This is a genomic window from Catellatospora bangladeshensis, from assembly GCF_016862575.1.
Taxonomy (GTDB): Bacteria; Actinomycetota; Actinomycetes; order Mycobacteriales; family Micromonosporaceae; genus Catellatospora; species Catellatospora bangladeshensis.
This window is the reverse complement of record NZ_BONF01000038.1, coordinates 20,298-43,167: the sequence shown is the minus strand read 5'-3', so window position 1 is coordinate 43,167 and position 22,870 is coordinate 20,298. Positions and strand designations below refer to the sequence as shown.

Genomic DNA, 22,870 nt, shown 5'->3' with positions numbered 1-22,870 from the left:
CAGGCCGAATGGGCGCGAAGGTTCGCGGCCATTCGGCTGAACGGAGCAGAGGCATGATCGAACAGCCACCCGCGGAGCAGTTGCCGGTCCGCGTGCCCAGCTGGGCGAGCGAACCGACGAGCCTGCTTCAGACCGTCCAGGCCGAGCAGGCGGAGTGGCGGAGGAGTGCATGGAACGGTCCGACTCGGCTCCTAGTGTCGATCATCACTCACTTGAGGTCCGGTGACCGTGACAGCGGGTAGTACGGCCCGCTGGATCATCGCCAGCGGCGAGGAGGTATTCCTCGGTGATCATGTCGCGCTAGCCCGGCATCCTGACTCGGTCGGTCGAATCGTTGGCGTCGACAAGAGTCACCTGGGGTGGCCCGCTGTCGAGCTGACCGAGGGCCCTCAGGCCGGGAAGGTGGTGCCGGTCCTGCCGAGCGACATTCTCGTGAGAGTGCGAACCGGGCGGTGAGGACATCAGGGACGGCGGATGAAAGGGGCGGCGGTGGATACCGTCAGCTCCATGTCGCGGTCCTCTTGGTCGTCGGGCTCCTCGCCGACGCCGCCGGCTGGTCTGGCCACCGGGCTGGCCGGATCTCGCCGGTGCGCTGTCAGCAGCGCGAGCCCTAGCAGCGAGATACCCACGAGCGCCGCCCACAACCCGCGTCCGAGCTGCACCGTGAAGCGTTCGAGCAGCTCAGGCTCGATTGCCCACAGCTGAGGGGTCTGCCGAAGGTCGCCCATCGAACCGGCCGCCGCCGCAAGGACGGTGAACAGCGCGGCGGCGCCGCTCATCCCGGCCACCCGGGCGGCGGCCCGGGACACCGGTGGTCCGAGCAGGGCCAGTGCGATCGTCGGAGCGAGCAGCAGCAGCCCGCCCAGATAGACCGGGCCGACCGGCACGTTCCATACCGAGCTGACGAGATCGGGGATGCCCAGGAAGTACGAGTCACTGGGGGTGCTGCCGGGGGTGTCGATCCGCTGCCACTCGCTGAGCAGCGAAGCGAGCGCGGCGGCACCCCCGAGCACGATGAGGGCGGTGGTCAGGCGAGGACTCGTCGCGACCGTGTGCCATCGCGGCGAGGCACGTCGCGGGGCGGGTGCGCTCGCCGGGCCGAACTCCACCACGTCCGGTTCGGAGGACATGGGCGCATCATGCCACGTACAACTGAGAAAGCAGGCCCCTCGCGAGGAGGAGCCTGCTTTCGGGACGGTCGTGCTGGTCAGCCGTTGAGCAGGCCGCCCAGCAGGCCGCCGCCCTGCTGCTGGCCGCCGCCGGTGCCGCCGGCGATGCCCGCCGGGGGCTCCTCGGACGGCTGCACCACGACGAAGCCCTGGCCCTGGAAGCTCATGGTGAACGCCTCACCGGTGGAGCGGCCCAGCAGCGTGCCGATGCCCAGCTGCTCCGCGCGGTGGTAGCCGGTCTGCAGGTTGGCCGACCAGCAGATCGCGGCCTGCGGGTCGGCGTAGGTGGGCTGGTCCACCGTCAGCACCACCGGGGTGCCCTTGGTGGTGATGGCGATCCGGCCCTGGCCGCTGAAGACGCAGTTGAACAGGCCGGCCGCGGAGAACATGCCCATGCCCTGGACCATCTTGATGTCGTAGTTCAGGGTCGACTCGAAGGCCAGCACGTTGGTGCCGTTGACGCTGAGGTGGTCGCCGGGGCCCAGGTCGATCAGGTGCACGTCGGCGGCCCGGTCGGCGAGGAACACGTCGCCGCGGCCGGTCAGCTTCATCAGCGGGATGCCCTCGCCGGTGAGCTTGCTCTTGAGCCACTTGGCGGCGCCGCCGGAGCCGAGCGCCTGGAACTGCACCTGCCCCTGGTAGGCAACCATCGCGCCGGTCCGCGCCATGACCTCGCCGTTGAGCTCGATCTTCAGCATCTTCGAGTTCTGCAGCGTCAGACCGGGAGTGGAGGACTCCTTCTCCAGGTTCTCGGCAGCGAAGAGTGCGCTCTGCATGTCGTCATCCTCCATAGAACGGGGGTGGAGAAACGCACCGAGCGTAGATGACCTGCACAAGAAACAACGTCGCCTTACCGACTCAGCCGCCGAAGGTCAGGGTGAAGATCAGGGTAAGCCGGGGTGTCTCAGCCCCAGCCCAGCTCGTGCAGGCGGTCGTCGTCGATGCCGAAGTGGTGGGCGATCTCGTGCACCACGGTGACCGCGACCTCCTCGACGACGTCGTCGTCGGTGTCGCAGACGCGCAGGATCGGGTTGCGGTAGATGGTGATCCGGTCGGGCAGCACGCCCGCGTAGTCCCAGCCCCGGGTGGTGAGCGCGTGCCCCTCGTAGAGCCCGAGCAGCTCCGGCTCACCGGGCGGCGACTCGTCCTCGACCAGGATCACGACGTTGCGCATGAGGTCGAGCAGCTCCTGCGGCACCTCGTCGAGGGCGTCGGCGACCAGCTCCTCGAAGCGCTCGCGGCTCATCTCCACCGGCATGGTCAGGACAGCTCACCGCGGCGCAGCCGGCCCAGCCAGGCGGCCGCGTCGGCGTAGTCGGGGTCGGACAGGCCGGGCGGCGGCGGCACCGGCTGCTCCGGCGTGCCGCCCAGACCCGCCCGGGGGTACGAGCCGAGGAAGCGCACCGCCGCGCAGATGCGGCGCAGGCCCTGCAGCGCCTCGCCGACCCGGCCCTCGGCGACGTGCCCGGTGCAGTCGAGGAAGAAGACGTAGCGGCCGAGCCGCTCGCCGGTGGGCCGCGACTCGATGCGGGTCAGGTTCACGCCGCGCACGGCCAGCTCGGTCAGCACGGCGAGCAGCGCGCCGACCCGGTCGTGCGAGATCCACACGGCCAGCGAGGTGACGTCGTTGCCGGTCGGCTCGGGCGGCGGCCCGGGGCGCGACAGCAGCACGAAGCGCGTCGCGGCGTCCGGGTGGTCGGAGATCTTGTCGGCGAGCTGGTGCAGGCCGAAGCGCTGGATCGCGATCGGGGCGCAGATCGCGGCGTCGTACTCCCCGGCGGACGCCCCGGCCGCGGCGGCGCCGTTGGAGAGCACGTCGACCACGATCGCGTCCGGCAGGTACGCCCGCAGCCAGGCGCGGCACTGGGTGGACGCCTGCGGGTGCGCCGCGATCGAGCGGATCCCGGCCAGCGTGGTGGACGGGCGGGCGGCGAGCACGAACTCCACCGGGATGACCACCTCGCGGGTGATCACGAGCGGCTCGCCGTCGACCAGCTCGTCGAAGGTGACGCCGACCGCGCCGCCGATCGAGTTCTCCCACGGCACCAGCGCCGCGTCGGCGTCGCCGTGGCGCACCGACTCCAGCGCCTCGGGCACGCTGCGGGCCGGCGTGCGGATGCCCCGCTCGGCGGCCGGGATGGTGAGCAGCGCCTGCTCGGCGAAGGTGCTCTCGGGGCCGAGGTAGACGAAGCGCGTCGGCGGGACTCCAGGCATGGAGCCAGCCTAGTACCGCGTCCGGCGCCCGGCCCGCTCCACGTCAGCAGCTGGCCGCGATGCGGATGCCGGGCGGGGCGAAGTTGCGGACCTCGATGGTGCAGATGTCGGTGCCCGCGGTGACCACCTCCAGCACGGCCGGGGCGCCCTTGGTGACCACCTGCAGCGGCTCCCGGTCCGGGATGGAGACGACGGTGTACTGCCAGGTCCCGGCGCACACCGGCTGCTGCACGACGGTGACCGAGCCGCTGCCGGGCAGGATCGAGGTCTTCCGGCGTACCGCGGCGACGACCTGGTCGGCGCTCGGTTTGCCGAGGCAGGGGCCGGCCACCGCCTCCGGGAACGGCGCGGCGGTGGTGCTCGGCGGAGCCGACAGCGAGGGCAGGGTGAAGCTGGGCGGGAGGCTGGCGGGCACGGGCGAGACGGTCGGCTGCGGGACGACGCCACCGGGCGTGGGCTGCAACTCCGGGGGCACTCCGCAGCCGCTGAGCAGGGCCGACCCCACCAGGCACGCGGCGGCCGCGGCCGCCGGACGGGACGGTCGATTCGGACGGAGGGGCATGGGGAACGAGATTAGCGCGCTCGCGCTCCCACCGTCGGTCACACCGCCGCGAAGAAGCTCAGCGAGCCCACGACCTGACCGCTCTGCCACAGCGGGGTGGCCACGGCGTCCAGCGTGCGGCTGCCGGCGCCCTCGGGGCCGCGCACGCGGAGCAGGCCGCGGGCGGGCCGCTTGGAGGTGAGCGCGAGCAGCGGGGGGATCTGCTCGCGCTCTGCTTCACCCAGCTCGTTGCCGGCGGCGGTGAAGTCGATCAGGCACAGGACGTCGAGGACGTGGCTGCCGGTCAGCTCGCTGGGCGGCTCCAGGACCAGCAGCCTCGTCCAGGCCGTGGAGGCGGCGATGATGATCCCGCCGGCGTCGATGACCAAACACGACTCCTCAGCCGTGGTAACCGGGGCGGACCAGCTGTGCAGCGGGTCGGCGGCGATCGGCTCCAGCGGGGAGAGGGAGAGCTCGATGTGGGTCATCGCTGCTCACGTTACCCGCGCGCAGTGCCCTTGTCACCGGGGGCGGCGCCCTCTGGATGCCAGGTGTAACCCGACGCCCCGGGGTAGGGCCGGTTGACCCAGATCGCGGGATTGCGGGCCACCTGTGACAGCTTCTCCGCGGTCGAGCCGGACAGCCGCCGGCCGGTGGAGTCGAGCACCTTGTCCAGCTCCCGGTACGACGTGACGATGCACTCCTTGGGCAGGCCGTTGACGCTGATCGGTCCATTGCCGACGAAGGCCAGCACGGCGAAGACCTTGATGTCCTGGCCGATCGCCGCGGAGATCGCCTTGGCCACGCGCTTGGCGTCCCGGCGCGCCTGGGAGATGTACGGCGGGCGGCGCCCGCCGATCTGCACCACGTCACCGGCGATCAGCACCCGGCTGCGCCCGTGCTGGGCGAGCGAGACGCTGAACAGGCCGCCGGGGCCGATGGCGAGGAACCCGGCGCCGTCCGGCTGCTTCGGCCTGCCCGGGAGCGGAGCCTGGGCGGCGAGCGGGACGCTGGGCCACTCGATGACGTGCCAGTCCCGGCCGAGGCGGTGCACCGCGCGGTCCTCGGCGGCCGACATGCGGCGCAGGCCGCGTTCGGCTCGGCGGCGGCGGGCCCAGTCCATCGGGGAGGCGGGTGGTGGAGCGGTGTCTGGTCCTGACGGCACCGGCAGGCTCGGGGAGCGTCCGACAGTCGGGCGCAGGAAGGGCGCGCGCTCGGGGTAGACGGTCATGGGGTGCCTCCGGGGTGGAACGACACGCATTGAGTTAGGTGTCCCTTACCGTACGTGACGGGTCGGGCGGGTGTCAGGGGGCCAAATCGGACATTCGCGCGAGTGAATCGATGAATGTCCGATTCAACTTCATTCTCCAAGTGTTCACGCGGCAGATCCACCGTGATGAGGGGACGTGATTCTCACGCCCCCTCATCACCGCGTGAAAGCGCCGGTCAGCGCAGCGTCAGCTGGCGTCCCAGCAGGCCCTGGCGGGCCCGGCGCTGCTCCGGCGTGAGCGGCTCCGTCACCGCCTTCGCCGCGGCATAGCGCGCGGCGACCGCGGCCAGCGACTCCTCCCAGGCCCCGGCCTCGGGCGCCGACGGCAGGTCCCACACCGGGACCAGCAGGCCGTGCGCCCGGAACATGCCGGCGAACTTGGTCTCGTCGGTCAGCTTCAGCTCGCCCGCCGCCGACAGCCGGGACAGCGCGTTCAGCGCCACGTCCTCGCCGTCCGGCAGCACCCAGCGCACGTGCGACTTCTCCGGCACCCGGCACCAGTACGCCGAGTCCGCCGAGGTCATCCGGACCGTCGGGTACACCGACGCGTTGGCCGCCTCCAGCGAGGCGGTCACCTCGGCGTCGCGCTCCTGGTCGGCGTCCAGCCAGAAGTCGAACCCGTCGTGCACGGTGACCTCCAGCGGCGCGTCGACCAGGATGTCGCCCAGGCGCGGGCCCTCACCCGGCAGCGGCGGCACGTCCACCGGCGCGCCCGGCTCGCCCTCCAGCGCGGCCAGCAGCGCCACCGCGAGGTCGCGGTTGACGTCGCCGGAGCGCTCGTGGCGCTGCAGGCCGAGCAGCACCCGGCCGTCCGGCTTGGTCAGCGCGGGCCAGGCCATCGGCAGGATGGTGGCCAGCGTGACCGTGCGGTCGCCGTACTTCTCCGCGTACTCCGGGGACAGCTTCAGCGGCGCGGTGGCCGCGGGCACCAGCTCGCGCAGGGCCACGTACTCCGTCTCGGCGGCAAGGCCCTCGAACGGCCGGGCCACGAAGACGTCGCGCACCTTCGGCTGCTTCGGCTGCTTCTTGTCGAGCCGGTTCTTCTTGCTCACGAAAACTCCTCGCTACGCCCGCAGCGGCCCCGAGGCGCGGGGCCCCGCCGGGCACTCGCCGCGCTCGGTGACGCGGGTCAGCTTAGTTCCGCCCAGACGCTCTGCCCGAGACCGTCCCGCTCGACACCCCAGCGGACGGCGAGCGCGTCGACGATGGTGAGGCCGCGGCCGTCCGGGTCCTCGGCGCCGGCGGTGCGCGGCCGGGGCAGCCCGTTGGCCCCGCCGTCGGTCACCCGCACCTCGATGACGTGCCGGGAGTCGACCGTACGCAGCCGCCAGGCCAGCCGGACCACCCCGCCGGGCAGCGGCTCGGCGTGCCGCACCGCGTTGCCGACCAGCTCGGCGGCGACGGAGACCACGTCGGAGAGGAGGGTGGCGTCGACCGCGTCCGCGAGGGCGGCGGCGAGCCGGTGCCGAGCCTGCTGGGCGCCACGGGCGTGATGGGGCACCACCACGCACCAGGCCCGCTCAGCGACAGCCATCGACACGATCATGCCTCCCCGGATGCCGGTGCATCCCTTTTCACGTCACCTCGCGGCAGGCGTACCTCTGCGACCGTACCTCCCCCATCCCGGGGACGTAAGGACACCCAACCGTTTTGTCGCTCAATAGTCTTTCGGACGAGATAAAGACCCAGACCGGCACCACCGTACCGCCGTCCGTCGCCGCTGTCCGCTTGCCAGAACCGCTCGAACACCCGATGCACCTGCTCAGGGGCTATCCCGATCCCTCGATCGAGTACCTGGAACAGCACCGTGCGGCGATCGTGCGCCGCGCTGAGCACCACCGGCTCGTCGCGGCCCGAGTACTTGTCCGCGTTGGTGGCCAGCTCGGTCAGCACGTTCGGGATGGTGGTGCGGTCGCCGTACGCCAGCGGCATCCGCTCCGGCAGCTCCAGCCGGATCCGGCGGCGCAGGTCGGCGGGCAGGTTCGCGGCGGCCTGGCGCAGCGCCTCCACCAGGTCGAACGGGCCGAGCGAGAGGGTGCCGGCGGCGCTGTCGGTGCTCGCCGCGAGCAGCCGGTCGACCAGGCGCGCCAGCTCGTCGCTGCGCTGGCCGATCACCCGGGCCGCGTCCCGGCGGGCCTTCTCGTCGAGCTGGCTCCAGTGGTCGCGCAGCGTGTCGGCGTACCCCTTGATGACCGTCACCGGCGTGCGCAGCTCGTGGCTGGTCACCGCGATGAACAGCTCGCGGTCGGCCAGCTCGCCCAGGTTGCCGTGGCTCTGCACGGGCAGGCCGGCCTGCTCGGCGTAGAGCCGCCCGACGGTCGCCCCCAGCAGCGCCATGACGGCCAGCTCGTCGGGGTCGGCGGCGCGGTCCTCGGCGACGAACGCGCCGAGCAGCGCCACCGGGGCGCCGTCGACGTCGACCCGGTGCAGCATGATCCAGCGGCTGCCCAGGGAGGCCATCTGGTCGGAGGACTCGTCGTCGATGGCGCCCAGCTCGATGCGGTAGGTGGGCGGGCCGGGACGGCAGGCGGCGGCCACCACGTACGGCTGCACCGGGCGGCCGAGCGCCCAGGCGGCGGTGCCCGAGGCCGCGATCACCCGGCCGGAGCCGGCCTCGTTCAGCTCGGCGATCGCCATGCCGGGCGCGCCCAGCGCGTACTGCCCCAGGTGCAGCAGGCGGTCCAGCGCGGGCAGGCCGCCGTGAGCCGTCTCGGGGTCGCTGAAAAGTGCCGCGATCCCCAGCGTCAGCTCCCGGTAGGCCACCTCCACAAGCAGGATCCTGCCCGCCGGAAGCATTCCGCGCCAGGCTTTGTGACCACTCGGTGATGATTCAACGACCGAGGTGTGCGAGCACCTCAGCCGGACGGTCCGTGATGATGCCGTCGATGCCGAGCTTCAGCATCAGATCGACGTCGTCCGTGGAGTTGACCGTCCAGACATAGACCTGCTGGCCCCCCGCCTTGAGCCGCCGCACCAGGTCGGGTCGGCGGCGCACCAGCTCCAGCCCGGGCCCGGCGATCCGGGTGCCGAACGGCAGCCGCCGCACCCGCAGCCCCGGCGGCAGCAGGTCCATCAACTGCACCGTGGGCAGCGCGGGCAGCAGCTCACGCGAGCGGCGCACCGCGAGCGGAGAGAAGGACATCACCGTCACCCGGACCGGCGCGGTGGGCGACCCGCCGCTGAGGCCGTGCCGGTTCAGCAGCGCACGCAGCCGGTACTCCACCGCCTTGCCGTACCGGTTGGGATGCTTGGTCTCGATCAGCATGCGCACCGGGCGCCCCGCCTGCCGCGCGGTGTCGATCAGCTCGTCCAGCGTCAGCACGCCGCACGGCGCGCCGCCCGGGTGCCACGAGCCGAAGTCGAAGCCGCGCAGCTGCGCCAGCGTGTAGGAGGCGACCGGCCCGCGCGCGTCGCTGACCCGGTTCACCCGCCGGTCGTGCACGCAGACCAGGTGGCCGTCGCGGGTCAGCCGCACGTCGCACTCGATCCCGTCCGCGCCCTCGCGCAGCGCACGGGCGTACGCCGCCAGCGTGTGCTCGGGGAGCGCGGCGGAGGAGCCGCGATGGGCGAACACCAGCGGCGACGGGTCGGGGGTGCGGGTCATCACTAGATGATCTGGGGCTGGCGGCCCTCGTCGGCGACCACGGGCCGGCCGGCCGCGGCCCACCCGGTCATGCCGCCGTCGACGTTGGTGACGTTGTCCCAGCCCTGCTGGCGCAGGTAGGCCACGACCTGGCCGGAGCGGCCGCCCACGCGGCAGACCACGTACACGTCGCGGTCCTGCGGCACCTCGGCCATGCGCACCGGGATCTGCATCATGGGCAGGTGCACGGCCTGCGGGGCGTGACCGGCGGTCCACTCGTCGTCCTCCCGGACGTCGAGCAGGTAGGCGTCGGCCGGCACCTCGGCGACCGTGGCGGTGGGGATCTGCGCAGCGAACACGCCTGCAAGTGTAGAGGTCAGATGGAATTGACCCACTCCGGATGCGCCCGCACCCAGGCGGCCAGATCCGCGTCGCGCATCGCCTGGAACAGGCTGTCGGCCGCGGGATCAAGCAGCACGTACGACACCCCGCCGATGTTCTGCGGGTGGGACGGCACGCGGATGCCGGTGAGCGAGTCCGGCCTGATGTTGCGCAGCGCCACGACCAGGTCGGTGAGCGTCGCCTCGCCGGTGTCCACGGTCAGCGACTGCCCGATGCCGCGGATGAACTGGTCCAGCCGCAGCGGGTTGCGGGTGACTCCGCTCTCCATCGCCTTGGTCAGGATCGCCTTGAGCAGCTGCTGCTGGTGGCGCTGCCGGTCGTAGTCGCCGTCGGGCAGGCCGTAGCGCTGCCGGGAGTAGTCCAGCGCCTCGGCCCCGTTCATCTGCCGGCAGCCGACCGGGAACAGCCGCTTGGTGTGGATCGACCGCACCTCGGTGTCCACGCACATGGTGACCCCACCGAGCGAGTCGATGACCTGCTTGAAACCGCCGAAGTCGATCACCGCCGCGCCGTCGAAGCGCATGCCGGTCAGCGTGCTCAGCGTGGCCGAGAGCAGCTGCACGCCGCCGCTGCCGCCCCCGCCGAACTCGAACGCCGCGTTGATGCGCTGCCGCGCCCCGCCGAACGACGTGCCGCCGAACTCGGGGATGTCCACCCGCAGGTCGCGCGGGATGGAGATGACGTACGCGTGGTTGAGGTCGCGGTCCACCTGGACCACCAGGATGCTGTCCGAGCGCTGCCCCGCGCCCGGGTTGGCGGCGCGCAGGTCGGAGCCGATGAGCAGGTAGTTGAGCGGCCCGGTGAGGCGGCGCCAGCCCACGTAGGAGTCGGTCAGGTCCCGGGCGCTCGGGTCGAGCAGCACCTCCCGGCCGACGCTCGACTCGTACCGGTCGACCAGCGCCCGGCCGGCCACCAGGCCGCCCCCGACGAGCAGCACCAGGCAGGCCGTGAGCGCGGCGACGAGCTGGGGCCAGCGCCGCGCGCGCCGGGCCGGGGCTCCGGCAGGCGCCCGGACCACCCGGATCAGGCGCTGCGCCTCCGGCCAGCCGAGACCGGAGCGGGGCATCGCCCTGCCGCGGGAAGCCGCGTTCGGGGGCCACCCGACCCCGGAGGCCCGCGTCCGGCCCCTGGGCGCCCTGCCGCCGCCGGGGCGCCATGCGGTGCTGCCCACGCCGCCTCCCGGGAGGTGAGAGATCCTCACCCTTCAGGGTATGGACCGCCCACCCCGGCAACCGGCGATTGGGAAACTACTTCTCGTTGTTGACGACCTGTGGGTTGATAAGAACGAAGTTGCCCAGTTTGTCGCTCTTGGCGGCGCGGAACATCTCCTCGGTGGTCTTGTCGAGCCGCTCGCCCTTGTAGTCCCCGTTGACGATCACGCTTTTGTAGTAGCCCGCGTTGGTCTTCAGTAGCACCAGGTCGGCCGAGGCCAGGTCCTTCATGGTGAACAGGAAGTCGGTCACGTCCATCCCGGCCGGGAGGCTGAGCAGCATCGACTTGCCGGCGGCCTGGATCAGCTCGCGGACCTTGCCGAAGTCGGCCAGCACGCCCGCCGAGCCGGCCTTCTTGGCCATCGCCTTGATCAGCTGCTGCTGGTGGCGCTGGCGGCCGTAGTCGCCCGCGCCGTCCGCGACGGTGTAGCGCTGGCGGGCGAAGTCCAGGGCCTCCCAGCCCGCCATCTCCCGGCAGCCCTTCTTGTGCACGTACTGCTTGTTGCCCGTGCGGGAGGCGTAGTTCGCCGCCTCGGCGCCGTCGCTCATCTTGGGCACGTACGTCGGCGTGCCGTTGACGACGAAGGTGTGGATCGACTTGGTGTCCGCCTCCACGCACATGTACACCGAGCCGAGCGCGTCGATCACGGTCCGGAAGCCGCCGAAGTCGATCACGGCGGCTGACTGGAACTTCAGCCCGGTCAGCTTGCCGACGGTCTTCGCGGCCAGCTCCAGCCCGCCCGACCAGCCGCCGCCGTGCTGCGCGCCGTGGAAGAAGGCCGCGTTGATCAGGTCCTCGCTGTCGCCCGGGTACTTCGCCTTCTTGAACTCGGGGATCTCGACCAGCAGGTCGCGCGGCAGCGACATCAGGTACGCCTGGTCGTGCGCCGCGTTCACGTGCAGCACCATGATGGTGTCCGACCGGGCGTCGTTGAGGTCCTGGCCCTTGCGCGTGTCGATGCCGAGCAGCAGCACGTTGAAGGCGCCGTCGAGGGCCCTGCCCGCGGGCTCGGCCGGGGCGCCGGGCTCGGCCTCCAGAATGCCGGGCTCCGCGACCTGGATGCTGCCCTCCAGATCGCCGATCACGGTGCGCAGGCCGATCAGCGCGCCGCCCGCCACCATCATCAGCACGGCGCCGAAGGTCACGGTGAGCTTCGCCCACAGCGGCGCACCGCGCTTGCGCTTCTTCTTGCGCGCGCTGGAACCGCCGGCGTCGCGCTGGCGCGGCACTGCGCCGTGGTGCTCGTCTCTGTCCAGCGTCGATGACTGCGCCACGTGACTCCCCAGGTCCGCGCGTTGAGTGAGAGGCGGTGCGTGGTGCCGGTGCTACTTCTCCCGGTTGACGAACTGCGGGTTGAGGAGCGTGAACTGGCCGAGGGTGTCGTTCTTGGCGGCCCGGAACATGTCCATGGTGCCCTCGCTGAGCTGCTCGCCGCCCGAGCCGGTGCTGTTGAACCAGCCCGCGTTCGTCTTGAGCAGGACCAGGTCGGCACCGGCCAGGTCCTTGAGGGTGAACAGGAAGTCGATCAGCTGGGTGCCGTGGGTGTCCAGGATCATGGACTCGCCGACGGCCTTGAGCACACCATTGATCTTGCCCATGTCCGTGAGCACGCCGCTGGAGCCGGCCTTCTTGGCCATCGCCTTGATCAGCTGCTGCTGGTGGCGCTGGCGGCCGTAGTCGCCGTCGTCGAGCGACTTGCGGATGCGCGAGTAGTCCAGGGCCTCCCAGCCCGGCATCTCGCGGCAGCCCTTCTTGTGCATGTACGCCTTGAGCCCGCGGCGGTGCGCCTCGTTCTCGTTGACGTACTTCACCTTGCCGTCGACGTGGTAGTAGTGCAGCGACTCGGTGTTGCTCTCCACGCAGATGTTGACCGTGCCCAGCGCGTCGATGACCTTCTTGAAGCCGCCGAAGTCGATCACCGCGGCGCCGTTGAACTCGATCCCGGTCAGGTTGCTCACCGTCTTCGCGGTGAGGGACAGGCCGCCGGCCCAGCCGCCGCCGTTCTGCGCGCCGAAGTAGAAGGCCGCGTTGATGCGGTCGGTCCCGCCGTTGTAGCGGGTCTTGGTGTTCTTCGGGATCTCGACCATCGTGTCGCGCGGGATCGACATCAGGTACGCCTGGTCGTGCGTGGCCGGGATGTGCAGCAGGATCACCGTGTCGGCGCGGGCGTTGTTCTTCTCCTGCGTCGCGCGCACGTCGATGCCGAGCAGCAGCATGTTGATCGGGCCGTTGAGGTTGTTGCCCTTCGGGCCGCCCTCCTTGCCGTCGTCCAGCACGTTGACCACCTGCACGGTGTCCTCGACGTTGCCGACCAGCGACCTGATGCCGACGATCGCGCCGCCGGCCACCATCATCAGCAGCGCGCCCAGCGTCACGGTCAGCTTGGCCCAGAGCGGGGCCGAGGCCTTCCTGCCCGACGACTTCTTCCTGCCCTTGCCGCCGCCCTTCTTCAGGGAGTGGCCGGCCTTGCGGGGGGCGGGCTCGTCGTAGGCGTCGTACTCGTCGCCGTAGGGGTCGGCAGCAGGCCGACGGCTCCGCTGGCTCGGGACGGTGTTCTTGGCACCGCCTCGCCGCGACTTGTTGGCCACGCTTGCCCCCGGGGGTATGAGTCAGCAGTAGACCGAGCCACTGTAATGGCTCGGTCTACGTACCGGCGAGGAGGCATAGACCAGATCGGATGTATTTGCCCCGATTTGGGAGATATCTTCGCTGTTAATTATTCGCTTTGGGTGATGGCGGCGGGCTGACGTTGACCTCGTACCACTGCTTCACGGTGTCCTTGTTGACCGCCTCGTACAGGGCGACCGCCTTCTCCCGGTCCGACACCACGACGCTCTCCCCGTTCACCATCTGACTGCCCAGATGGGGGTTGGTCATAAACGTCAGATCCTCGCTGCGGATGCCCTTGAACTGAAGCGCCATGTCCACCAGGCTGAAGTCCTGGTCGACGGTGACCGCGCCGGTGATCGCCTCCAGGAAGCCGTGCAGCTTGCTCGGGTTGGTCAGCGTGCCGCCGCTGGCGGCCTTGTCCAGCATCGCCTTGAGCAGCTGCTGCTGGTGGCGCATCCGGGCGAAGTCGCCGTCCGGGAACTGCTTGCGCTGGCGCGCGTAGTCCAGCGCCTCCTCCCCGCTGAGGTGCATGGTGCCCTTGGTGAAGGTGCGCTTCGGCTTGTGGATCGAGGTGATCGTTCTCTCGATCTTCATGTCGACGCCGCCGAGGGCGTCGACCACCTCCTTGAAGCCGCCGAAGTCGATCAGCATCACGTGGTCCATGCGCACCGACGAGTAGCACTCGATCGTCTTCACCAGCAGCGGCAGGCCGCCGAACGCGTACGCCGCGTTCAGCTTCGCCTTGCGGGTGCCGCAGTCGGCCGCCGAGGCCTCCTTGGGGATGTACACGTGCAGGTCGCGCGGCATCGAGATCAGGTACGCCCGGTCCTGGGAGGACGGGATGTGCATGATGATCATGGTGTCGGTGCGCCACTCGCCGCCCTTGTCGGTGGGCGCGTCCGGGTCCCGCGAGTCGCTGCCGACCAGCAGGATGTTCAGGGCGCCGGACTCCGTCTTGGGCGGGCGCCCGCCGGTGAGCGCGGAGAACGGGTCGTTGCGGTTGAGGTTGCCCTCGACGATCTTGGCGTAGATCCAGGTGCCGCCCAGGCCGAGGCCCGCGCACAGGGCCAGCGCGATGACGGCGACCAGCCCGATCCGGCCCCACTTCGGCTGGATCTTGCGCTTCGCCGTGCCGTACGTGTTGCCCGCGCCGCTGACCGGCACCCGCGCCGAGCCGCCCCGCCCGCCCCGGCCGGACGATCCGGCCGGACCCGCACCCGACGGGCGCGACGAGGCCGAACCCGACGGGCGCGACGGCACCGAGGCCCGGCCCGGGGTGGACGTCCGGCCGGGCACCGAGGCCCGGCCCGAGGTCGGGGTGCGCAGCGCCGCGGCGGCGGCGTCGGAGACCTTGCCCGCCGACTTGTCGGGCACCGAGGCGCGACCGGAGGTCGGCGTGCGCAGGGCTGCGGCGGCCGCGTCGGAGACCTTGCCCGCGTCCTTGTCGGCGTCCGGCGGCGGGGTCACCGAGGCGCGGCCGACCGACGCGCGGCCGGTGGGGCGCTGCGCCGGCTTGGCGGGGGCCTCATCGGCGTCTCCAGCCTGGGGGTTGCCGGCCTCGGGTTGGTCAGGCGACTGGTTGGACATGAAACCAAGCCTACGAGGCGATGGCGACAACGCGGGTGCACCGCCCAGCCGTGGCGCGGCAGCTCACAGGCTGTTCTCACGCGTGGCTCGCCTAGATCACGACAGTGTCGTGTACCTGCCACGATGGTGAATCAGCGGAACGGCGGCGTCACCCAGAGTGATCTGCTCCAGGGTGCCCTCGACGAGCAGCCCCCAGCCGAAGGGACGCGCCGCGTCCAGCCGGCAGCCCGCCCACGTCCCCGAGCCCGCCGGGACCGGCCCGTACGGCGTCTGCTCCCAGGCCTCCTGCCGGAACAGCCCGCCGGGCGCGGGCATCAGCCCGGCGAAGCGGTCCGCGAGCTGCCGGTGCGGCTCGCCGAGCGGCACCACGGTGAACACCCCGGCCGCCTCGATGGCGGGCCACAGCTCCGACTCCTCGTCGATCAGCCCCAGCACCCGCCCCGGGTCGCCGTCGCCGACCAGCGTCGACGACACGGTCAGCCCGGCCGGGCCAGGCGCCGTCCACAGGCAGACGGTCATGCCGAAGCGACCCCGGAGCCGGCGCACGGAACTGCGCGCCGACTCCGGGGTCGCGAACGGATCGGTGTCGTGGATCATCAGGTCCAGGCGAGCAGCGTGGCCTCGGGGTCGGTGAGGAACGCGCCGATGTCCCGGAGGAACTTCGAGCCCAGCTCACCGTCGATGATCCGGTGGTCGAACGACAGGCCGAGCGTGGTCACCTGACGCAGCTTGACCTTGCCCTTGTGCGCCCACGGGGTCTCCCGCACCGCGCCGAAGGCCAGGATCGCGGCCTCGCCCGGGGGCAGGATCGGGGTGCCGGTGTCCACGCCGAACACGCCCACGTTGGTGATCGTGAACGTGCCGCCGGACATCGCCGACGGCGGCGTCTTGCCCGACTTCGCCGTCTGCACCAGGTCGGTCATCGCGTCCGCCAGCTCCCGCAGGGACAGGCTCCCCGCGTCGGCGATGTTCGGCACGATGAGGCCGCGCTCGGTGGCCGCGGCGATGCCCAGGTTCACGTAGTCCTTGACCACGATCTCCTGCGCCGCCTCGTCCCACGACGAGTTGACCATCGGGTGGCGCTTGGCCGCCAGCAGCACCGCCTTGGCGACCAGCAGCAGCGGGGAGACGCGCACGTCCCGCCACTCCCGGTCGGCCTTGAGCCGGTCCAGGGCCTTCATCGACCGGGTCACGTCCACCGTGAGGAACTCGGTGACGTGGGGCGCGGTGAAGGCCGAGGCCACCATGTTGGCGGCGGTCAGCTTGCGTACCCCCTTGATGGGGATGCGGGTCTCGCGCTGGCCCGGGGCCATGGCGACGCGCTGAGCCGGCGCGGCGGCCGGGGCCGACACGGCGGACTGCACGTCGTCGCGGGTGATCGAGCCCTGCGGCCCGGTGCCCGCCACGGTGGACAGGTCCACGCCCAGGTTGCGGGCCAGCATCCGGACCGGCGGCTTGGCCAGCACGGCGTGCCCGTTCTGCCCCGCCGGAGCGGGAGCCGCCGGGGCGGCCGGGGCGGAGGCGGGCTTCGCGGGGGCCGGAGGCGCGACCGGAGCCGCCGCGACCGGAGCCGGGGCGGCCGGAGCCGGGGCGGCCGGAGCCTCGTCGCCCTTGCGGGCGCGCCGCTTGGCCGCGGTCACCCGCGGGCCGTAGCCGACCAGCACCGCGGTGCGGCCGCTGGCCGTGGTCTCGCCGATGAGCCCGCCGGTCGCCTCGCCCGCGGCCTTCTCGGCCTGGGCGGCGGCGCCCTGCGACATGTCATCGCCGACCGGCCCGGCGTCCCTGCCGGTGTCGATCGAGATGATCGGCGAGCCGACCTCGACCACGGTGCCCTCGGGCACGTAGATCTTGACGACCTTGCCAGCCCACTTCGCCGGGATCTCGACCGCGGCCTTGGCGGTCTCCACCTCGACGATGGGCTGGTTGAGCTCGATGACGTCGCCCTCGGCGACGAGCCACTTGAGGATCTCGCCCTCGGTCAGACCCTCACCGAGGTCGGGCAGGGGGAACTGGTTGATCGCCATGCTGCGCTCCCCTTCCTCAGAACCCGAAGGAGCGGTCGACGGCGTCGAGCACCCGGTCCAGGTCCGGCAGGAACTCCTCCTCCATACGGGAGGCCGGGTAGGGGATGTCGTAGCCGGTCACCCGCAGCACCGGAGCCTCCAGGGAGTAGAAGCACTCCTCGGTGATCCGGGCCGAGATCTCGGCGCCCAGGCCCACGTTGCCCGCGGCCTCGTGCACCACCACGGCGCGGCCGGTCTTGCGGACCGAGTCGAACACCGGGGCCATGTCCAGCGGGGACAGCGAGCGCATGTCGATGACCTCGAGGTTGCGCCCGTCCTCGGCCGCCGCGGTGGCGGCGTCCAGACAGGTGCGGACCATCGGGCCGTACGCCAGCAGCGTCGCGTCGGTGCCGGAACGGGCCACCCGCGAGCTGTGCAGCGGGTACGCCCCGGACAGGGTCGCGGCCGTGTCGACCTCGCCCTTCTCCCAGTAGCGCCGCTTGGGCTCGAAGAAGATGATCGGGTCGTCGCTGGCGATGGCCTGCTGGATCATCCAGTACGCGTCGGACGGGTTGCTGCACGCCACGACCTTCAGGCCGGCGGTGTGCGAGAAGTACGCCTCGGGCGACTCGGAGTGGTGCTCCACCGCGCCGATGCCGCCGCCGAACGGGATCCGGATGACCATGGGCAGCTTGACCTTGCCCTTGGACCGGTAGTGGAACTTCGCCACCTGGCAGACGATCTGGTCGTACGCCGGGTACACGAAGCCGTCGAACTGGATCTCGACGACCGGGCGGTACCCGCGCAGGGCCAGGCCGATCGCGGTGCCGACGATGCCGGCCTCGGCCAGCGGGGTGTCGATGACGCGCTCGTCGCCGAAGTCCTTCTGCAGGCCGTCGGTGATGCGGAAGACGCCGCCGAGCTTGCCGACGTCCTCACCCATGATGAGGACCTTGGGGTCGTCCTCCATGGCGCGGCGCAGGCCGAGGTTCAGGGCCTTGCCGAGGGTAAGCGTCTCCATGATCAGTGGCTCCCCTCGAACGAGGCGTGGTAGGTCTCGAACTCGGCGCGCTGCTTGTCGACCAGCGGCGAGCCGTTGGGGTAGACGTGGTCGAACATGGTCACCGGGTCGGGGTCCGGCATCGAGAGCACCCGCTCGCGCAGCTTGACCGCCTCGACCCGGGCCTGCTCGTCCACGGCCTTGAAGAACGCCTCGTCGGCCAGGCCCTGCTTCTCCAGCAGCAGCCGCATGCGCACGATCGGGTCCTTGGCCTGCCACGCCTCCACCTCGCTGGCCACCCGGTAGCGGGTCGGGTCGTCGGAGGTGGTGTGCGCGCCCATGCGGTAGGTGTACGCCTCGATCAGGGTCGGGCCCTGGCCGTGGCGCGCGTTGTCCAGCGCCGCGCGGGTCACCGCGTACGTCGCGAGCACGTCGTTGCCGTCCACCCGGATGCCGGGGAAGCCGAAGCCGGCCGCGCGCTGGTACAGCGGGATGCGGGTCTGGCGCTCCAGCGGCTCGGAGATGGCGTACTGGTTGTTCTGGCAGAAGAACACGATCGGCGCGTTGTAGACGCTGCTGAAGATGAACGACTCGTTCACGTCGCCCTGGCTGGTCGCGCCGTCGCCGAAGTAGGCGATGACCGCCTCGCTGGTCTCGTCGTCGTCGCCGACCTTGCCGTCCTTGGCCACGCCCATCGCATACCCGGTCGCGTGCAGGGTCTGCGCGCCGATCACGATCGTGTACGTGTTGAACCGGTTCGCCACCGGGTCCCAGCCGCCCTGGTCGACACCCCGGAACAGGCCCAGCGGCATGATCGGGTCGATGTTGCGGCAGTAGAGCACGCCGTGCTCGCGGTACGTCGGGAAGGCCATGTCCTGCGTGCGCAGCGCCCGGCCGGAACCGACCTGCGCCGCCTCCTGGCCCAGCAGGCTGGCCCAGATGCCCAGCTCACCCTGGCGCTGCAGGGCGGTCGCCTCGGCGTCGAGCTTGCGCACCGTGACCAGGTCGCGGTAGAGACCGCGCAGCTCGTCGTCGGTGAAGTCGACGGAGTAGTCGGGGTGTGAGACTCGCTCGCCCTCGGGGGTGAGGAGCTGTACGAACTCCGGCTCGGGGGGTCCCGAGCGCTTGCCGCCGCGGCGCGGAGCCGCGCGCTCGACTCTGGTCATCCGTGTTCTCCCTGTCAGTGGTGCGTCGGCGACGGGGTGTGTCTGCCGCGCATCGGTTGGCGCCACGTCGAGTCCCTCGTGGGGCGAAGACGCCTGGCTGCGGCAGTGTGAGTCCGGAGTACGCGGTGACCACGGCCACGCTGCCGCCTGGCCCCCATACTGCCGTATCGGTGGCGGCAGTCACAGGCCAGGCACGTGATATTGGCAACCGTCAGCCAGAAAATCTGGGCCGGGGAATACGTCAAATACCCGGATCATGGCGTTGTTTGGGGCATTCTGGGCCAATTCCCCCCGTGCCCCCAAGGAGCACTCCGATGCCCGACGAAAGTTTCCTGGAAGACGTCTTCGGCGCCCCGCCGAGACCCCAGCCCGTCCCGGCGGCGGCACCGGCGCCCGTGGCGCCCGCGGCGTTCGCCCGGACCCGTCCCGCCCGTCCCCCGTCCCGCCGGTACGGCCTGCTCGTCTCGCTGCTGGTCGGCCTGACCGCAGTGCCCAGCTGGATCGTGCTGCGGGCCGGGCTGGACGGCGTAGATCCCGACTTCGGCGCCCGCCTGGCCGGGCCGCTGCAGCCGTTCGTGGTGCCCGGTGATCATCTCGCCCCGCCCTCGCTCCGGCTGCCTGAACGTCCGGTCCGGCCGGCGCCCCAGGCCGACCCCGGCCTCGCCCAGGCCGCCGTGCACGACGACGCGGAGCCCGCCGAGCCGCCGGGCGGCACCGCCGATGATCCGCTGCTGGAGCATCAGGCTCCGATCGTGGCGCCGCCGCTGCGGCCGGTCTGGCGGCCGGTGGCCCATCCGCCCAAGCCCGGTGCGGTGCGGCCGGTCCCGCCCGCCCCGGCCGATCCCGGCCCCGCCTTTCCCGGCGAGCCGTCTTTCCCTGGCCCGTCGTTCCCTGGCCCGTCGTTCCCTGGCCCATGGCTCCCCGGCCCGTCGTTTCCCGGCGAGCCGTCGTTTCCCGGTGAGCCGTCGATCCCTGGCCCGTCGTTACCGGGTGGGCCGGGCCTGCCCGGCGGGGGTCCCTTGCCGGGCGGCCCTATCCCCGGCGGGCCCGCCTTCCCGGGGGGTCCCTGGGTGTCCGGCGGCCACGCTCGTCCGGACCGGCCGCACCTCCCCTGGCGCTGGCACCGCCACGACCAGGGCGGCTGGTCCGGTCAGGGTGAGCCGTGCGAGCCGGGTGGCGACGGCGACGGGAGCGGACGTGGTCGCGTGGTGGTGGCGGACGGCGTGCGCCAGCCGGTGCTCGCGCGTGGGGCAATGCCTCGCGACCTGCGGGGCTCTGCCAGCCGCGATCACGCACGGCCTGCGGTGTCCCGCGTTCGCCAGGGGCAGCGCGGTTCGCTGAAGGCTCTGCCGGGAGGGCTGTCCGCCGCGAAGCGGAAGTGGTCTGCCTCCGGGGATGGCAACTTCTGGGTTGCGAAGGCAACACACGGGTTGCCGTCCGGCACTCGGGTGGTCCCTGCCCGGTTCGGGTCGGCGCGGGTCGCCCCGGTCGAGGTGACGGCACCCGAGGTGCGCACCGCAAACCGCCGTGAGGCGAGCAGCCCACGTGGCAAGGTGCGCGAGGCCACGGAACGCTCAGGTCTCGTGGCGCGGCTGAAGCCGGCCGAGCGCAGGGCAGGCGGCGACGAAGAAAGGCGCCAGCACGTCCGCAAGGCGAAGCACCGGAAGGCCGCCGAGTTCCAGGGTGGCAGGTCCAACTCCGGCAAGTCCGAGTCCGGCAAGTCCGGGGCAGGCAGGTCCCGGGTCGGTGGGTCCAAGGCGCGCCACGGCGACGCGGGTACCTTCCGCCACCGCTGACGCCGCCATGGACGGTCCGACTCTGTGAAGATCGCCGTTTCGTGTCAGAAGGTGTGGTTAGACCGCAGAAACTGACACGAGACGGCGATCTTGCGTGTTAGGAGGCGGCAGTTTCCCGGAAATGGTGGCCGGTTGGCGGCCGCCGGATGGAAAAGATCGCCGTCTCGTGTCGGGAGGTGCGGTCAGGCTGCACAAAGTGACACGAGACGGCGATCTTGACGGTGGAAGCCCGCGGGTTGCGGGAAAAGGTGGTCAGGTCAGGGTGGTGCGGGTGCGTTCGTAGGCGGTGAGGGCCCGGCGGACGGGCTCCACCACGTAACGCAGGGCGACCTTGTCGATCTCGGCGCGCAGGATCGTCTCGGTGCGGGCGTCGGCGCGCTTCTTCGCACCGGGCAGCCACGCGCGGCGCGGGCGCTGCGCGTCGGCGTACGCGACGGCCTGGCTCAGTGCCGCGGGCAGCTCGCCGAGGCGGGACCGGGCGGCCGTCTCGACGGCTCGTGCCCAGGGGCCGGGCAGGCCGGCCGCGGCGCTCGCGGCGAACGCCTGGACGGACTGCTCGACGCGGGCGGCGTCCGTGCCGGCCGAGGCCAGCCCGCGGACCAGGGAGTTGATCGACGGCGGGGTGACCGGGTTGCCCACCAGCTTGGCGAAGTCGGCCAGGGTCGCGGTGAGGTCGCGGTCGACGGCCTCCTCGGCGACGGTGCCGCGCAGGATGACCGGCTCCAGCAGGGCGCGCAGCACGGCCACGCCGGGGTAGCCGCGGGTGGAGCGCTCGGTGACGAACGGGCCGGGCTTGGGCTTGATCGGGCCGCGCTTGCTCGTCGGCAGCGCGGGCACGTCGCCGGTCGCCGAGGTCGGGACCAGGGGCACCTTGCCCAGGCCGCCGTCGTCGAGCAGCTGGCGCAGGTCGGCGCCGACCTTGGGCAGCTGGGCGGGCTGCAGCTTGTCGGTCTGGTTGAGGGCGACGATGAGGCCGTCGCGCTGGCTGGCGAGCTGGCGCAGGTAACCCTCGTGTACGAGCTGGTCACCGTACTTCTGCGGGTCGCAGATCCAGACCACGACGTCGACCAGGTGCAGCAGCCGGTCCACCTCGGCGCGGTGGCGCGGCTCGACGGAGTCGACGTCGGGCAGGTCGAGCAGGATCATGCCGCGCAGGCCGGCCTCGTCGTTGGCGTCGAGCGCGGACTCGCGCGTGAACCGGCGCCGCGAGGAGACGCCGAGCCAGTCCAGCAGCTCGTCGGCGTACGTCAGGCTGCCCCACACGCATGCGTACGGCTCGGAGGTGGTCGGGCGCAGGATGCCCGCGGGCGACCGGTCGATCGTGGTGAACGCGTTGAACATGCTGGACTTGCCGCTGCCGGTGGTGCCGGCCAGCGCGATGGTGGTGAAGCCCCGGGACAGCCGCAGCCGGTCCGCCGAGCGCTCGGCGATCACCCGCGCGTTCTCCAGCGCCGGCTCACCGGCGAGGTGCTCGCCCGCGAGGTCCACGACCTGCTGGACGATGTCGAGCTTGGTGGCGACGGACTCACTACCGGGGGTGGCGTGGGTCACCGGGCCCTCCTTCCGCTCTCCTCGACGTCATGTTGCCTCGGCAAGTTTCGCACTCGCGCACTTGTGGAGGAACTCCCAGATCGGAGTGACCACCCTCTCGGCGAGCATGCCCTGCCGGTCGAGCTCGGACTCCGCGACCACGAACAGCGGCACCGGCTCGCCGAGCAGTTGCGTGAGGTGCGGCAGGATCTCGTCCGCGGCCGCACTGGGAACGCGGTCGAGGATCACGGCGAGATCGACCCTTCGCTGCTGCGCGGCGCGCAGGTCCCGCCACGCCTGGGCGTCAGCGTAGCGGGCCGCCGTGGTCAGGAAGATCCAGAGGTCGGCCCGCTCGAACACGGCCTCGGTCGCGGACCGGTTGGTCTGGTCGACGGCGTTCACGTCCGGCGCGTCCACGATCGCGAGGTGCGCCGGGAGGGCGGGTGCCGCGATCGGCGGGATCCCGAGCCAGGACATCGCGGCCACGCTGCGGGGGTGGCAGGCCAGGGCCGGTTTGCGGGTGGTGGGGCGGAGGATGCCGGTGGCGCTGATCGGGGCTCGCGCCAGGCTGTTGACCAGCGTCGACTTGCCCGCGCCGGTCGGCCCTCCGACCACCGCGAGCAGAGGTGCGGTCCGGGCCGCCCCGCCCTCGGTTACTCGTTGGTCATACACAGGGGAAGCCTAAGCGGAAATGGGACAACTCACTAGGACACCGTCAAACTTGAGTGTGACGGGCTCAACCTTCCGCTTGACAGTTTCGGCTCCCGTGTCAGTATTGAGTCGTCCG

General features: G+C 71.6%; 23 protein-coding genes. 1 reads left to right on the top strand and 22 read right to left on the bottom strand.

Annotated elements, in window-relative coordinates; translation table 11 throughout:
- Positions 1-461: 461 nt before the first annotated feature.
- The 20 genes from Cba03nite_RS28955 to pdhA all read right to left on the bottom strand — a co-directional run bounded on the left by Cba03nite_RS28955 (position 462) and on the right by pdhA (position 18,757).
- Entirely contained in the window at positions 462-1,130 is a 669-nt protein-coding gene (locus Cba03nite_RS28955) for a hypothetical protein (protein WP_203752824.1), read from the bottom strand.
- 77 nt (positions 1,131-1,207) lie between these two features.
- Entirely contained in the window at positions 1,208-1,945 is a 738-nt protein-coding gene (locus Cba03nite_RS28950) for an AIM24 family protein (RefSeq protein WP_203752821.1), read from the bottom strand.
- A gap of 128 nt (positions 1,946-2,073) precedes the next feature.
- Positions 2,074-2,421, bottom strand: coding sequence for a metallopeptidase family protein (locus Cba03nite_RS28945; RefSeq protein ID WP_203753004.1), 348 nt, complete (start codon positions 2,419-2,421; stop codon positions 2,074-2,076).
- An 8-nt stretch (positions 2,422-2,429) separates the two neighbouring features.
- A complete protein-coding gene (pheA, locus tag Cba03nite_RS28940; RefSeq protein ID WP_203752818.1) occupies positions 2,430-3,383 on the bottom strand; it encodes a prephenate dehydratase in 954 nt (317 codons plus the stop codon).
- Between the two features lie 43 nt (positions 3,384-3,426).
- Positions 3,427-3,945 carry a hypothetical protein gene (locus tag Cba03nite_RS28935; protein ID WP_203752815.1) on the bottom strand — a complete coding sequence of 173 codons (519 nt, stop codon included), beginning with the start codon at positions 3,943-3,945 and terminating at the stop codon, positions 3,427-3,429.
- 38 nt (positions 3,946-3,983) lie between these two features.
- Entirely contained in the window at positions 3,984-4,412 is a 429-nt protein-coding gene (locus tag Cba03nite_RS28930; protein WP_203752812.1) for a transcriptional regulator, read from the bottom strand.
- An 11-nt stretch (positions 4,413-4,423) separates the two neighbouring features.
- Entirely contained in the window at positions 4,424-5,155 is a 732-nt protein-coding gene (locus Cba03nite_RS28925; protein ID WP_239126074.1) for an NERD domain-containing protein, read from the bottom strand.
- Positions 5,156-5,370: 215 nt separating this feature from the next.
- A complete protein-coding gene (locus Cba03nite_RS28920; RefSeq protein WP_203752809.1) occupies positions 5,371-6,246 on the bottom strand; it encodes a DUF5926 family protein in 876 nt (291 codons plus the stop codon).
- Positions 6,247-6,323: 77 nt separating this feature from the next.
- On the bottom strand, positions 6,324-6,740 hold the full coding sequence (locus tag Cba03nite_RS28915; protein ID WP_203752806.1) for an ATP-binding protein: 417 nt from the start codon (positions 6,738-6,740) through the stop codon (positions 6,324-6,326).
- Positions 6,737-7,963: a sensor histidine kinase gene (locus Cba03nite_RS28910; protein ID WP_239126073.1), complete on the bottom strand. Its 1,227-nt coding sequence runs from the start codon at positions 7,961-7,963 to the stop codon at positions 6,737-6,739. The genes Cba03nite_RS28915 and Cba03nite_RS28910 overlap by 4 nt, the downstream gene beginning before the upstream one ends.
- 61 nt (positions 7,964-8,024) lie before the next feature.
- Positions 8,025-8,798: a glycerophosphodiester phosphodiesterase gene (locus tag Cba03nite_RS28905; protein ID WP_203752803.1), complete on the bottom strand. Its 774-nt coding sequence runs from the start codon at positions 8,796-8,798 to the stop codon at positions 8,025-8,027.
- 2 nt (positions 8,799-8,800) lie between these two features.
- On the bottom strand, positions 8,801-9,136 hold the full coding sequence (locus tag Cba03nite_RS28900; protein ID WP_203752801.1) for a rhodanese-like domain-containing protein: 336 nt from the start codon (positions 9,134-9,136) through the stop codon (positions 8,801-8,803).
- A gap of 17 nt (positions 9,137-9,153) precedes the next feature.
- Positions 9,154-10,245: an LCP family protein gene (locus Cba03nite_RS28895; protein WP_203752799.1), complete on the bottom strand. Its 1,092-nt coding sequence runs from the start codon at positions 10,243-10,245 to the stop codon at positions 9,154-9,156.
- Between the two features lie 181 nt (positions 10,246-10,426).
- Positions 10,427-11,665 (bottom strand): LCP family protein, encoded by a 1,239-nt coding sequence (locus Cba03nite_RS28890; RefSeq protein ID WP_239126072.1) that lies wholly within the window; start codon positions 11,663-11,665, stop codon positions 10,427-10,429.
- Between the two features lie 51 nt (positions 11,666-11,716).
- A complete protein-coding gene (locus Cba03nite_RS28885; protein ID WP_239126071.1) occupies positions 11,717-12,979 on the bottom strand; it encodes an LCP family protein in 1,263 nt (420 codons plus the stop codon).
- Between the two features lie 124 nt (positions 12,980-13,103).
- A complete protein-coding gene (locus Cba03nite_RS28880) occupies positions 13,104-14,327 on the bottom strand; it encodes an LCP family protein (protein ID WP_444542258.1) in 1,224 nt (407 codons plus the stop codon).
- A gap of 357 nt (positions 14,328-14,684) precedes the next feature.
- A complete protein-coding gene (locus Cba03nite_RS28875; RefSeq protein WP_203752797.1) occupies positions 14,685-15,185 on the bottom strand; it encodes a flavin reductase family protein in 501 nt (166 codons plus the stop codon).
- Entirely contained in the window at positions 15,185-16,612 is a 1,428-nt protein-coding gene (locus Cba03nite_RS28870) for a dihydrolipoamide acetyltransferase family protein (protein ID WP_203752796.1), read from the bottom strand. The genes Cba03nite_RS28875 and Cba03nite_RS28870 overlap by 1 nt, the downstream gene beginning before the upstream one ends.
- 16 nt (positions 16,613-16,628) lie before the next feature.
- Positions 16,629-17,618, bottom strand: a complete 990-nt coding sequence (locus tag Cba03nite_RS28865; RefSeq protein WP_203752993.1) for an alpha-ketoacid dehydrogenase subunit beta — start codon at positions 17,616-17,618, stop codon at positions 16,629-16,631.
- Positions 17,615-18,757 carry a pyruvate dehydrogenase (acetyl-transferring) E1 component subunit alpha gene (gene pdhA / locus Cba03nite_RS28860; RefSeq protein ID WP_203752795.1) on the bottom strand — a complete coding sequence of 381 codons (1,143 nt, stop codon included), beginning with the start codon at positions 18,755-18,757 and terminating at the stop codon, positions 17,615-17,617. The genes Cba03nite_RS28865 and pdhA overlap by 4 nt, the downstream gene beginning before the upstream one ends.
- 314 nt (positions 18,758-19,071) lie before the next feature.
- Here pdhA and Cba03nite_RS28855 point away from each other — a divergent pair, with 314 nt between their 5' ends.
- Positions 19,072-20,553, top strand: a complete 1,482-nt coding sequence (locus Cba03nite_RS28855) for a hypothetical protein (protein ID WP_203752794.1) — start codon at positions 19,072-19,074, stop codon at positions 20,551-20,553.
- 252 nt (positions 20,554-20,805) lie between these two features.
- Here Cba03nite_RS28855 and Cba03nite_RS28850 read toward each other — a convergent pair whose 3' ends face one another.
- Both Cba03nite_RS28850 and Cba03nite_RS28845 read right to left on the bottom strand, forming a co-directional pair.
- Entirely contained in the window at positions 20,806-22,104 is a 1,299-nt protein-coding gene (locus tag Cba03nite_RS28850) for a P-loop NTPase family protein (RefSeq protein ID WP_203752792.1), read from the bottom strand.
- Positions 22,105-22,131: 27 nt separating this feature from the next.
- The gene (locus tag Cba03nite_RS28845; RefSeq protein WP_203752790.1) at positions 22,132-22,755 is read right to left on the bottom strand and encodes a GTPase domain-containing protein; all 624 of its coding nucleotides are present in this window, start codon (positions 22,753-22,755) and stop codon (positions 22,132-22,134) included.
- Positions 22,756-22,870 lie beyond the last annotated feature (115 nt).

Excerpts from the sequence above, each read along its gene's own strand:
- Cba03nite_RS28955 (WP_203752824.1), bottom strand. The coding sequence starts at position 1,130 with ATGTCCTCCGAACCGGACGTGGTGGAGTTCGGCCCGGCGAGCGCACCC.
- Cba03nite_RS28950 (WP_203752821.1), bottom strand. The coding sequence starts at position 1,945 with ATGCAGAGCGCACTCTTCGCTGCCGAGAACCTGGAGAAGGAGTCCTCC.
- pheA (WP_203752818.1), bottom strand. The coding sequence starts at position 3,383 with ATGCCTGGAGTCCCGCCGACGCGCTTCGTCTACCTCGGCCCCGAGAGC.
- Cba03nite_RS28935 (WP_203752815.1), bottom strand. The coding sequence starts at position 3,945 with ATGCCCCTCCGTCCGAATCGACCGTCCCGTCCGGCGGCCGCGGCCGCC.
- Cba03nite_RS28930 (WP_203752812.1), bottom strand. The coding sequence starts at position 4,412 with ATGACCCACATCGAGCTCTCCCTCTCCCCGCTGGAGCCGATCGCCGCC.
- Cba03nite_RS28925 (WP_239126074.1), bottom strand. The coding sequence starts at position 5,155 with ATGACCGTCTACCCCGAGCGCGCGCCCTTCCTGCGCCCGACTGTCGGA.
- Cba03nite_RS28915 (WP_203752806.1), bottom strand. The coding sequence starts at position 6,740 with ATGATCGTGTCGATGGCTGTCGCTGAGCGGGCCTGGTGCGTGGTGGTG.
- Cba03nite_RS28905 (WP_203752803.1), bottom strand. The coding sequence starts at position 8,798 with ATGACCCGCACCCCCGACCCGTCGCCGCTGGTGTTCGCCCATCGCGGC.
- Cba03nite_RS28895 (WP_203752799.1), bottom strand. The coding sequence starts at position 10,245 with ATGCCCCGCTCCGGTCTCGGCTGGCCGGAGGCGCAGCGCCTGATCCGG.
- Cba03nite_RS28875 (WP_203752797.1), bottom strand. The coding sequence starts at position 15,185 with ATGATCCACGACACCGATCCGTTCGCGACCCCGGAGTCGGCGCGCAGT.
- Cba03nite_RS28870 (WP_203752796.1), bottom strand. The coding sequence starts at position 16,612 with ATGGCGATCAACCAGTTCCCCCTGCCCGACCTCGGTGAGGGTCTGACC.
- pdhA (WP_203752795.1), bottom strand. The coding sequence starts at position 18,757 with ATGACCAGAGTCGAGCGCGCGGCTCCGCGCCGCGGCGGCAAGCGCTCG.
- Cba03nite_RS28855 (WP_203752794.1), top strand. The coding sequence starts at position 19,072 with ATGCCCGACGAAAGTTTCCTGGAAGACGTCTTCGGCGCCCCGCCGAGA.